The organism is Emticicia sp. 21SJ11W-3, from assembly GCF_024138715.1.
GTDB lineage: Bacteria > Bacteroidota > Bacteroidia > Cytophagales > Spirosomataceae > Emticicia > Emticicia fluvialis.
Map to the genome: position 1 here is coordinate 4,184,305 of NZ_CP092074.1, position 12,382 is coordinate 4,196,686.

9 protein-coding genes are annotated in these 12,382 nt (G+C 42.1%); 2 read left to right on the forward strand and 7 right to left on the reverse strand.

The window, feature by feature from the left end:
• Window positions 1–42: 42 nt before the first annotated feature.
• From MB380_RS17725 to MB380_RS17740, 4 genes are all read right to left on the reverse strand, one after another.
• Window positions 43–2,487 (reverse strand): ABC transporter permease, encoded by a 2,445-nt coding sequence (locus MB380_RS17725; RefSeq protein ID WP_253529166.1) that lies wholly within the window; start codon window positions 2,485–2,487, stop codon window positions 43–45.
• Window positions 2,488–2,612: 125 nt separating this feature from the next.
• Window positions 2,613–5,036 carry an ABC transporter permease gene (locus MB380_RS17730; RefSeq protein WP_253529169.1) on the reverse strand — a complete coding sequence of 808 codons (2,424 nt, stop codon included), beginning with the start codon at window positions 5,034–5,036 and terminating at the stop codon, window positions 2,613–2,615.
• A gap of 151 nt (window positions 5,037–5,187) precedes the next feature.
• The gene (locus MB380_RS17735; protein ID WP_101728012.1) at window positions 5,188–5,865 is read right to left on the reverse strand and encodes an ABC transporter ATP-binding protein; all 678 of its coding nucleotides are present in this window, start codon (window positions 5,863–5,865) and stop codon (window positions 5,188–5,190) included.
• 208 nt (window positions 5,866–6,073) lie between these two features.
• Window positions 6,074–7,324, reverse strand: coding sequence for an efflux RND transporter periplasmic adaptor subunit (locus MB380_RS17740; RefSeq protein ID WP_253529172.1), 1,251 nt, complete (start codon window positions 7,322–7,324; stop codon window positions 6,074–6,076).
• A 355-nt stretch (window positions 7,325–7,679) separates the two neighbouring features.
• Here MB380_RS17740 and MB380_RS17745 point away from each other — a divergent pair, with 355 nt between their 5' ends.
• On the forward strand, window positions 7,680–9,032 hold the full coding sequence (locus MB380_RS17745) for a sigma-54 dependent transcriptional regulator (protein ID WP_253529175.1): 1,353 nt from the start codon (window positions 7,680–7,682) through the stop codon (window positions 9,030–9,032).
• Window positions 9,033–9,098: 66 nt separating this feature from the next.
• On the opposite strand, the gene MB380_RS17750 is transcribed toward MB380_RS17745, so the two are convergent.
• Entirely contained in the window at window positions 9,099–9,743 is a 645-nt protein-coding gene (locus MB380_RS17750) for a pyridoxamine 5'-phosphate oxidase family protein (protein ID WP_253529178.1), read from the reverse strand.
• Window positions 9,744–9,834: 91 nt separating this feature from the next.
• Here MB380_RS17750 and MB380_RS17755 point away from each other — a divergent pair, with 91 nt between their 5' ends.
• Window positions 9,835–11,316, forward strand: a complete 1,482-nt coding sequence (locus MB380_RS17755; protein WP_253529188.1) for a PLP-dependent aminotransferase family protein — start codon at window positions 9,835–9,837, stop codon at window positions 11,314–11,316.
• Here the strand turns inward: MB380_RS17755 and MB380_RS17760 are convergent.
• Window positions 11,300–11,659: an arsenate reductase gene (locus MB380_RS17760; RefSeq protein WP_253529201.1), complete on the reverse strand. Its 360-nt coding sequence runs from the start codon at window positions 11,657–11,659 to the stop codon at window positions 11,300–11,302. The genes MB380_RS17755 and MB380_RS17760 overlap by 17 nt on opposite strands.
• A gap of 126 nt (window positions 11,660–11,785) precedes the next feature.
• On the reverse strand, window positions 11,786–12,346 hold the full coding sequence (locus tag MB380_RS17765; RefSeq protein ID WP_101728018.1) for a DUF4136 domain-containing protein: 561 nt from the start codon (window positions 12,344–12,346) through the stop codon (window positions 11,786–11,788).
• Between the last annotated feature and the right edge of the window lie 36 nt (window positions 12,347–12,382).

A 12,382-nucleotide genomic window follows, 5' to 3' on the forward strand; every position in this document is an offset into this window, starting at 1 on the left:
AAAAAGTTTCTCCTCAACTCCCCTTTAGGGGCTGGGGTTGTTTTACTCAGATTTCAAACTCTTTACAGGGTTCATTAATGCGGCTCTGATGGAATGAAAACTAATTGTAAACAGGGCAATTAAGACCAATAATATACCTGCCAGTGCAAAAATCCACCAATATAACTCGGTTCGGTGGGCAAAATCCTTTAACCAGTTCTGCATGGCAAAATAGGCCACCGGTGTTGCTATTACGAATGCAACGGCTACCATTTTCAGGAAGTCGATTGAGATAAGGCCAACGATACCGCTGATACTGGCACCTAAAACTTTACGGATACCTATTTCTTTGGTACGTTGCTCTAGCACTATAAGCGCCACTGCAAACAGCCCCATACAAGAAAGCAAAACGGCTATACCTGCTGCCAGGCTGAATATCTGAGACAGACGCTCTTCTTTCTTATACCATCGGTCAACGTTTTCATTAATAAAAGAGCCATTGAATTCTTCGGTAGGCGCCAGCTTTTTCCATGTATTTTTTACTAATTCCATCGACTCACTCAGGTTCTTTGTATGCGTGCGAATCAAAATATAGTTTACACTGCCTTTAGGTGCCATTTCAAGTGTGATTGAACGGCCTTCTCTGCGAAGCGAATACAGATAGAAGTCAGGAATTACACCTATAATTCTCTGCCGTCCAATTGCTGAATCTGGCATCAGAAATTTATCAACCACAAGGGTTTCACCCATTTGTTTCACCAGACTTTCGGTTACAATTAAAGCCGTAGAGTCGGTACCAAATGCCGGGGAGAAATCGCGCCCCTGTATGGTTTTTATACCAAGCGTTTTCAGAAAATCATAATCCACATAAAGCCAGTCGCTTATAATAGGACGCACATTTTTAGTGTCGTTTTCATTAGGATAATAATCAAACCCGGCGGTGCTTCTGGAAGAGGCACCATCAAGCCCATTACCAAAATTAATGCCCGAACCACTAACTGATACGATAGAAGGATACCTGGCAAGCTCATTTTTTATTTGCTTTACAGCCGTTTTATGGTCTAAAGCGCTACCAATAGGCACGCTTATAACCTGCTCTTTGTCATAACCAAGCGGTTTGTTTTTCAGGTATTGCAGCTGTTCAAATATCACAATTGTACAACTGATAAGCAGACATGAAATTGAAAACTGAACAATAATCAACGAATTACGTAATACACCGGGTTTCTTTTTTGTAAGCCTGCCTTTTAAAACTTCTACTATATTAAAACGAGACGACACAAACGCAGGGTACCCGCCTGCAATGAGGGTTACTAACAGAAAGGCGGGCAACACAATAACCAGATTGGAAGAATTCAGAAAGTTTTCAATAGATAGGCTTGATTGAAACAAACTATTAAACTGTGGCAGAAAACCATAAGCTGCCGCCAGACCTAAAAATATAGCCAATGTGCAAATCAAAAACGATTCTCCCCAGCCTTGTATAAAAAGTTGCCCTTTGTTAGCTCCCAGCGACTTCCGCACACCTACTTCTTTGGCCTGTGTTAATGATTTGGCTATGGTAAGGTTAATAAAGTTGATAGAGGCTATGAGCACTATCAGCAAGGCAATTATTAACAAAGTATAGATATAGCTTTTACTTACGCCACTGCCCCAACCCGTAATGGTATCGAAATGCACATCTTTAAGCGGCATCATTAACAAGCTCAGGTATTGCCCTTGCCCGTTCTTGATTTTGCCCGATTTCCGGGCGTCTTCTAAGGCGGGTTTCATGTATTTACTTACCAGTGCCTCAAACCGCTTTTCAGTAGCCGCCTGAGTAGCGTTTTCTGCAAGCTTTACATATACCTGATGATTCTGGCTTGTCCATTTGTCTTTTATAGCTTCATAGCTGCCATGATTCTCAGACCTGATGAGAACGTCATACTCAATGCTTGAGTTTTTAGGGGCATCGTCAATAACGCCGGTTACCACAAAAGGTGTTTTACCCGTGGCCAGGTCAATAAGTAGTTGCTTACCTAAGGGGTCTACTTTACCAAATATATTCTCAGCTGTGGTTTTGCTGATAACCATACCGTTTTTATCTGCCAGAGCAGAATTAACATTGCCTTTCAGCAGAGGAAAAGAAAAAACCTTCAGGAAGTCGGCATCAACGGTTCTGACATTCTTTTCAAATTTCTTACCGTTATAAATAATTGGCCCGCCTCCCCAGTTTATGCGGGTAGCCGCTTCTACCTCCGGATACTCGGCTTTTAAAGCAGGTGTAAGCGGATAGGCCATAGCAGCGCTGTATTCTGGTTTACCCAGCTTATCTACACTATTAAAATAGAGATAGTAAACCCGGTTGGCATCTTTATGAAAAGTATCATAAGAAAACTCGTAAGCCACAGTCAGGTAAAGCAGAATACTACTGCCAAAAGCCACAGATAGGCCAATAATATTAATGGCAGTATGTGTCTTGTTTTTCAACAACTTACGAAAAGCTATTTTTAAGTAATTTCGTATCATAGCCCCTAGCCCCTAAAGGGGGACTTTTTTAAGTTAGATAATATTTTTACAAACTCCCCTTTTGGTTACTTTGTACTCGCTTTTTAAAATTAGGCGTAAGCAACTCCCCTTTAGGGGCGGGGACGTTACTCACTTTTAAGTGATTTTACCGGATTCATCAAAGCGGCCCTGATTGACTGGTAGCTTACCGTAAACAAGGCAATCATAATGGCAGTGGCGCCTGCTACTGCAAAAATCCACCAGCTGATGTTCGTTTGGTAGGCGAAATCCTCAATCCATTTATTCATCAGGTAGTAAGCCAATGGCGTGGCCAGCAGGATGGCTATTAAAACAAGGCTCAGAAACTCTTTTGAAAGCAGCATAACCAGATTTGGGATACTTGCGCCCAATACTTTACGGATGCCTATTTCTTTGGTACGCTGCGCCATGATCATCAGCGCAATGGCAAACAACCCCATGCAGGAAAGAATAATGGTAAGCACTGCGGCGCTCATCACAATCTGCGACATCCGCTCTTCTTTTCTATATTGATTATTGGTGTTTTCGTCAAGAAACGACGGAAGGAATTCAGATTTAGGCGCAATTTCTTTATAGGCATTGCCTATTACATCTACAATTGATTTGGGAGCATCAGGAGCCAGTTTTACAAAAACATAGTTGATGCCAAAATCGCCGGGCATCATAAAAGTAATGGCTTCTATTCTATTTTTTAATGATTCAAAATGGTAGTCTTTTACAACGCCCACTATGGTTTTGCCGATACTATCGCCAATAGCTACTTTCTTGCCAATCGGGTCTTTGTAGCCCATTTGCTTGGCCATGGTTTCATTGATGATACATCCGCGGTCTTTATCGGTTGTAAACTGCCGAGAAAAGTCGCGGCCTTCTACCAGCTTTAACCCAAGTGTTTTTATGTAGTCGTAATCAATAGTCAGGCCATTGGTTCTATAGCTTTTACCTTCCATCTCAAAAGTAAACACTGATTTTGAACTTGACCCGTCCTTTCCTCTGCCGATGTTGATATCAGCGCCTGATATTCCCAGAATCCTTGAGTCATTGGCCAGTTTATTGCGCACGTAGTCAAGCACCTTGCTGCCCTGTACCTCATTACCTACCGGAAAACTAATCACCTGTGTTTCATCAAAACCCAAAGGTTTGTTACGCAGGAAATCAATCTGTTTCCAGATTATTAACGTACAGCTAATCAATAAAATAGCAATGCTGAATTGCGCCACAATCAACGCGCTTCTGATTCCGCCTGAACGCGAACTTACTTTTACTTTGCCCTTTAGCACCTCTATGGTATTAAACCGGGCAACGGCCAATGCCGGGTAACCACCTGCTATAAGGGTTATAAACAGAAAACTAAGCAATAGCAATATACCGACTGTGGGATTAAGCAGGTTATGAAACGTCAGCTCGCTTCTGAACATGGCATTGTACTGTGGCATAAGCATGGTGGCCAGTACGCATCCTATACCAAAGGCCATAACGCATATAATAAATGCCTCGCCCCAGAACTGACCCACAATCTGGGTTTTCAATGCTCCCAGGGCTTTTCTCATGCCCACTTCTTTGGCGCGGGTCATTGAGCGGGCAATAGACAGATTAATAAAATTAATACAGGCTATTAACAAAATGAGCCCGCTTATAACCAGCAGAATATACGGGTAAGTAATATCAATAGCCCGGTTGCCTTCAGCCTGTTTGTTAAAATGTAATCCGATTAGTGGTGCTATTCTAACACTTATAATTTCTCCTCTGTCATCAGGTTTCGCACCCTCTTTTTTTAGCTGGTCTATGCTTCCTTTAAAATATTTTCCGGCAAAAGACTTCATTTGCTTTTCTAAACTCTCAGCTTCTACCTTATCGGCCAACTGCACGTAGGCATCATGGTAATTTGAATTCCAACTGTCTTTTGTATCTTTATATTCTGGGTTGTTTTCAAAACGCATCAGTATTTCATTCTCTAACGATGAGTTTTTAGGAGCCTTTTCTATAACACCCGTTACCACAAACGCTTCAACTTGCCCGCCAAAATTCATATTAATTGTTTTCCCTATCGGGTCTGCCTTGCCGAATATATTCGCTGCCACTTCTTCATTTAAAACCACACTCCGAAGGTCGTTCAAGGCCGTAGCCGGACTCCCCTTCAGCATTTTAAATGAAAACATCTTCAGGAAATCGGCGTCTACATACCTTATGCTCTCGTCAATCGTCTTTTCTCCTTGCATAATCTGCACACCACCCCCTACAATGCGTGTGGCATATTTTATTTCAGAGCCAAAATCAGAAATTAAAGCCGGAGTAAGCGGCGTAGGCATGTTGCCCTGGTAATGTATTTTATCTGGTTGATTAATTTTAAAGTAGACCTTAAAGATGCGGTCTTTATTGGCCTGGAAGTCGTCGAAGGTAAATTCAAACCAGGCAGTAAGAAACAATAAAATGGCGCTCCCGAAAGCAATAGAGAGCCCAACAACGTTGATTGAAGTATAAGATTTATTCTTCCAAAGGTTTCGGAATGCGATTTTGAAATAATTTTTTAACATAGTTTTTCATAATTATGATTAATGAAGAATCCTTCGGAAGGCAATAGCAATGCGAGCTTACTATATTTTTTGTTATAGTAAGCCCATTTTATATCAATTTTGCTTTAATTAAGTATAACTTATGAGACTAAAGCTCTGGTAAGGCAGTTAATTAAACGTGGAAGTTTTCAGTTACGACCTTGCCGTCAAACAGGTTAATGATTCGGTGAGAAAAGCCTGCATCATAAGGTGAGTGGGTAACCATTATAATGGTTGTGCCTTCGTTGTTCAATTCCTGAAGCAACTTCATTACCTCTTCTCCATTGGTTGAGTCAAGGTTACCAGTAGGCTCATCGGCCAGAATCAACTTTGGTTTGGCCACTACGGCACGGGCAATAGCCACACGTTGTTGCTGGCCACCCGATAGCTGCTGCGGAAAGTGATTACGGCGGTGCATGATGTTCATGCGCTCTAATACTTCTTCAACTTTTTTCTTGCGTTCGGTAACCGGAGTTTTCAGATACAAAAGCGGAAGCTCTACGTTTTCAAAAACGGTTAGCTCATCAATCAGGTTAAAGCTCTGAAAAACAAACCCGATATTTCCTTTGCGGTGAGAAGCCCGCTCTCTCTCACTAAGTTTAGCTACTTCCACTCCATAAAAGTCATAACTTCCTTCTGATGGATTATCCAGCAAACCCATGATATTTAGCAGAGTTGATTTTCCGCAACCAGAAGGCCCCATAATAGCTACAAACTCGCCATCTTTGATGCTCATATCAATGCCATTGAGGGCTGTGGTTTCCACCTCTTCGGTAGTGAACACTTTCTGAAGATTAGATATTTTAATCATAATTTTGTTTTTAGGTTTGCGAAAATGGAAAAGTAAAATGGAGAAAGTATGCCTCAACTATTCTCTGCTTCTTTCCATGTTCAATTTATATCTTTAAGTTAATAATCTGCTTTAAACTATTGGTTGGCTAACGGCACTTAATTGGTGCCGGCATTGAGTCTTTAAATGTTGTACCAAGAAAGAATGTTTTTTATCGATACCCACCCCTTTACTTCAATTGAAGCACTTCGTTGTCGCCAAAGTTTTCGTATGACGAAGTAATTACCTTTTCGCCCACCTCAAGCCCTTCCAGTACTTCAAAGAATTCAGGATTTTTACGACCCAAAGTAATTTTGCGTTTTACAGCTTTGGTTCCAGACTTATCTACCACATATACCCAGTTTCCGCCGGTATCTGAGAAGAAACCACCAACAGGCAGCAATACCGCTTTGGTAGCTTTGCCTAACTCGAGACGGATGGGTGATGACTGCCCTCTCTTAATACCTTCTGGTACTCCCTTCGAGAAAATCATGTCTACCTGAAAACGTCCGTTGCGAACTTCGGGATATATTTTGGTAATTTCAAGCGGATACTCTTTTCCGTTAAACTCAAAAGAGCCGCCAAGACCTGAAAAAATTCTTGAAATATAGTGTTCATCAATATCTACACGCATTTTAAATCCGTTCAGGTCATCTATCTGCCCGATGTTCTGGCCCTGGCTGATGTTTGAACCCACCTCAACATCAATAGATGACAACAAACCTGAAACGGGGGCTTTTACTACCAGATTCTCTAGTGTTTCGCGCCATAGCTGAACGTTCTTCTGGGTGCGCTCCAAGGTGCCCTCCAACTGTTTAATCTGCATGGCGGAGTTTTCTTCCTGATACTTTTGCGATTCCACATCAATTTCGCGTTGGCTTAACAGTTTTTCATAATCGCGTTTGGCTTTCAGATAATCTGCCTCTGGTATCACTTTGTCTGCATATAGTTTTTTGTTTCTGTCGTAGAGGTCTTTTGCCTGGTCGGTCAGGAAATCCAGGTCAGACATATTTTTGCGAATCGTAAATTTCTCCACCTTCAACCGCTGGCGCGTATTCTGCAGGTCATTCACCAATCGGCTGGCTTCTGTTTCCGACTGCAGGAAATTCAGTTTAAGGTTCTGGTTCTCCAGTTTCAGAATAACCTGGCCTTGTTTTACCATATTACCACCGTCTACTACTTTTTCTTTTACGTACCCACCCACAATGGCATCCAGACGGATAATTCTTAAAGGTAAAACCACACCTGTTACCACAATAAATTCATCAAAATTACCATTAGACACCTGCGAAATCGTCATTTTATCTTTTTCGGCATTCAGAGTCGAGCGGCGGTCTGCAAAAAGCAGGCTGTAGGCTGCAAATGAAGCAAATAATACTCCGCCGAGGGTTAACAGGATTCGTTGTTTATTCCAGAATTTCTTTTTAATCTGCTTGTCCATTGTATTCTTTAAAATTGCCGTACAATTTGCTTCTGACAAATTGCCGCAGTGACTGTTAGTTTAATTGATTAATTGCGATTTAAATCTGTAATTCCTTAATTCACAATGTGTGCCAAATATTTCAAATAACTGATTATCAACATTTTATGAAATATTTACTCTTTAAAATTGTCCGTTTTCGGACAATACTTGTACGCACACGGACGAATGGCTGAAAAGCATTAAATTAACAGAAAAAATTAATCAGTTTATTATCAATTAGTTATCTTCGTCTTAAGAAAGTTATACTTTGAAAGGTATAATTTTTGTCGTAAAATGCATAAAACTACCTGATATTCTAATCTGACCCCGAATTATGTCTAAACTATTGATAATTGATGATGATGTAGATGTACTAAGCGCTGCTAAATTATTCCTGAAAAGACATTTTACTCAAGTTGATATTGAAAAAAATCCGGAGCGAATACCTTTTCTGGTTTCTAACGGGGATTACGACGTTATTTTGCTGGACATGAATTTCACACGTGACGTAAACACCGGCAAAGAAGGTTTTGAATGGCTCGACCGTATCCTGGATATAGATCCGAAGGCTTCTGTTGTGTTATTTACTGCATACGGAGATGTGGAAATGGCCGTACGTGCCATTAAAGTTGGTGCGTCTGACTTTGTGCTGAAACCCTGGGAAAACGAAAAATTACTGGCCACGATGCAGTCGGCGCTGGAAATCAGAGAACACCGAACAGGCAAAACACCAACGGTAAAACGCAAAGCCGAAGGTAAAGTTGAGATAATAGGCAAAAGCCCTGCCATGCTTAAAATTTTTGAGACCATTGAGCGTGTAGCAGCTACAGATGCCAATATTCTGATACTGGGCGAAAACGGAACCGGAAAGGATGTAATAGCAAGGGCATTACACGAAAGATCGGACCGGGCAGACAGCCCTTTTGTACATGCCGACCTGGGGTCAATATCAGAGTCTTTGTTTGAGAGCGAGTTGTTTGGCCATGTAAAAGGGGCTTTTACCGATGCGCGGGAAGACCGCGTAGGTCGCTTTGAAGAAGCCAACGGCGGTACGATATTTCTGGACGAAATTGGCAATATACCTTTGCCTTTACAAGCCAAACTGCTGACGGTATTGCAGAACCGGAGTGTAACCAAAGTTGGTTCAAACAAATCAAAAAACGTTGATGTACGGCTTATCTGCGCAACCAACGAGCCAATTCATGCCCGTGTGGCGCAGCGCACTTTCAGGCAGGATTTACTTTACCGAATCAATACCATTGAAATCAAACTTCCGGCTTTACGGGAAAGAACGGAGGATATTCTGCCACTGGCTGAACATTTTCTTAAGATTTATCGTAAAAAATATAACCGCCCGGTTAGTAGCATCAGCGCTGCTTTGGTAAAACAACTGCAACGCTACCAATGGCCTGGCAACGTGCGTGAGCTGCAACATGCCATTGAACGGGCTGTAATATTGTGCCAGGGCAACGTACTGCAACCTGAAGACTTTTTTGAAGGCCACCCTTTTGAAAAGCAGCAGGATTCGATGCCGTCTTTTGAACAGACATTCCAACTGGATGAAATGGAAAAGATGCTGATCATTAAAACCCTGAAGAAATTTAATGGTAACATAACCGAGGCCGCCCGCGAAATGGGTCTTACCCGGCAAGCCTTGTATAGACGAGTAGAGAAATACGGGATTTAATGCGCAGTTTTTACCTGAATATAAACTGAAAGGCCGGCTTAACCAGATTGAAGCCGGCCTTTCTGTTTATCGCTTATAATTCAACACATAATGGGGCACGGGTATTTCCTGCACCATTTTTGGGTCTGGTATAGGTGTATGCGGTTGTTGGCTTAGTGGCAGCACACCAGCCCATACAGGCCATTCCAAATCTTCTTCATCGTCATTCGGATTTCCGGTTCTTACCTTGGCAGATACCTCTTCAATAGCAAAAGAAATAACCATTGTGGCTTTCATTTCTTTTGTATTGGGCTGTCTTACTTCTTCCCACCTGCCCGGTATTACCTGATTCGTAAATGCTTCCAGGGCATCCCAACGCTCCTGCTCGTCAGTTACCATAGTTGCCGCACTAAAAAGCACTACAGAGCGGTAATTGACCGAGTGACTGAAAGCTGAACGCGCCAGCACCAGACCGTCCAGAAAAGAAACGGTAAGGCAAACCCGACGTCCGTCGGCAATATTGCGCATGAAATGGCTACCCACCGAACCATGAATATATAATTTATTACCCATACGGCAGTAGCCTGTTGGTATCATCATTGGTTGGCCCTCATGTACATAGGCAATATGGCAAAGCAGGCCTTCATCCAGAATCTTATAAATGGTTTCCTGGTCATACAGCCCTCTTTTAGCAGACCGGCTGATTTTGGTATTGTTTGTAATCGGATACATAATATTTAATGATAATAGCGATTTATAAGGCAAATGTATATCTTTACTGGATTAGCCCACTCATCCAATTTCACATAATCGGGTAGTCCAGATGAAAACACCATTTAAAAGCCTTATCAGTTTAGACAAGTCGCATTCTATTCCCTTGTATATTCAGATTGCCAACGCCATCATCAAGCAAATTCAGGCAGGAACTCTGCCCACTAACTCGCCTTTGCCCGGCACCCGCCAAATGGCTGCGTTACTGCAAATACATCGAAAAACAGTAATTGCAGCGTACGAGGAGCTGTTGTCGCAGAACTGGGTAGAAACCTTACCACAAAGAGGGACTTTCGTAGCAGGTAAACTGCCGGTGCTGCAACCCACGCAATTCTCAACAGAGGTGGGCAGAGTAGAACAGGGAATTATTCTAAAAAACAGATTGAATAAACAATGGACAATACCTTTACCCCCCAGTATTAACCACAGGCTGGCGTTTAATGATGGAATACCCGACGTAAGACTGGCCCCACGCGAAGAGTGGGCAAAGCTCTACGCACACCATATACGCTATGCCGATACTGCCACTATGACTTATACCAACCCCAGGGGAAGTCTCAGATTCCGCTCTATTTTTGCCAGATACCTGAACGAAACCAGAGGAATACAGGCCAATGCTGAAAACATTATCACTACCCGCGGTAGCCAGATGGGTATTTACCTGGCCGGTTTAACCTTGCTGCAAAAAGGTGATACAGCCATTGTAGGTGAGTTGAATTACAGGGCTACCAATTATACCTTCAAACAATTGGGCGCCAACCTGGCTACTATACCGGTTGATGAAGAAGGCTTACAGGTGGAAGCCATTGAGGATATTTGTCTGACTAAAAAAGTAAAACTGGTTTATGTTACTTCGCACCATTATCATCCTACTACAGTAACACTAAAACCCGAACGGCGACTAAAACTATTGGCACTGGCTGAAAAATACCAGTTCTTTATTTTAGAAGATGACTACGACTATGACTACCATTATGCCAATGCGCCTATATTACCCCTTGCCAGTGCCGACAGATACGGCTGGGTTGTATATCTGGGGTCATTCACCAAACAGATTGCCCCTGCTTTCAGGGTGGGTTATGTAGCCGCCCATGAAGCCATTATTGATGAAATGACTCGCTTAAGACGCGTAATAGACCGCCAGAATGATTCTATTCTTGAAGAATGCCTGGCAGATATGCTCGAGAACGGAGATTTGAAACGCTATACTACTAAAGCACTGAAAGTGTACAGAGAACGACGAGACTTTACATGCAGCCTATTGAAAGAATCGCTGGGAGATGTTATTCAATTCAGAATTCCTGACGGTGGTATGGCCATCTGGGCGCAGTTTGCGCAGGATATACCACTTGGCACGCTATCTGAAAAAGTTGCTTCATACGGCTTATACCTGGCAAACGGCCAAACCTACGCCGACGAAAAACCGGATATAAATGCCTGCAGAATGGGCTTTGCAGGCATGAATCAAAAAGAAACAGAAGATGCTGTCAGAATCCTGAAAAAAGTTGTAGGCTCGTTTAAGCCCCGGGGGTAAAAATAGCTTTGTACTCGTCTGCCTTAAAACCAACGGCCAGTACCTTACCGTCTTTTTCTACAACGGGTCTTTTAATAACTGAAGTTTTTTCCTGCATTAGCTGAACTGCCACAGCGGGGTCTCCTACGGTTGGTTTAACCTCGTCAGGCAATTCTTTAAAAGTAGTGCTGGCTTTATTGAAAAGCTTTTCTAAGGGTACTTGTGCAAGCCAGTCATTCAGTTTTTCTTCACTAATACCCTCTTTTCTGTAATCATGAAACTGAAACTCAATCTGGTTGGCTTTCAGCCAGTCTAGTGTTTTTTTAATTGTGTCGCAATTAGGGATTCCGTAAACCGTTAGCATAATGATAAATTAAAAATGAGGAACGTGTCGCATTCCTCATTTTGTGTATAAAATTCTCAATACAAAAATACTAAAAAAGTATTGGCTCTTGGTAAGCAGGCAATTAAAAAAACACACTAACCAGCCCTAAAGGTCCTCAATTTTTCGGGGTTTTTCGCCAGCTGCAAAAAGCGGATACTGGTCAAAAATATTACGCACCACACTTCTGTAATAATTAACCGGTTTGTTAACTTTTTTATTAAAAACGCCCGAAGCGTATCCCCTCCAGATTAACCTGCTGCTTTCGGCATCCAGCAAAGAAACCAGTATCATGCCTCCGCCAAAATGCAAATTCTGTGTCTTGTAAGTTTCATCATCATCAAAATGATTCACCCAGCGATCTAATGACGGTTGAAAATACCCTTTGTAATCCACGCGGTCACGGATAATGCTGTAGCTAACCAATAAGCCCGGGTCGTTGTCGGTTACTTTATATCCCCTGGCTTTCATTTGCCTTCGAATAGCATCCTGAATTTCAGTACAGATAAAGGAGGTGTCGACTTCGCAATTTAAAAAGTTGTAGGTCTTGTATTTGGTAAAGTCAGTCTCATAACTGTAATCATTGTCAACCAATAATCTGAGCGAATTACAGCTGGTAGAGGCAATACCTAAAACAAGAAGAGCAGAGAGCAAATACAGTTTTTTCATACGACATACAGATTAGATTAATTTCAGTTAAATAAA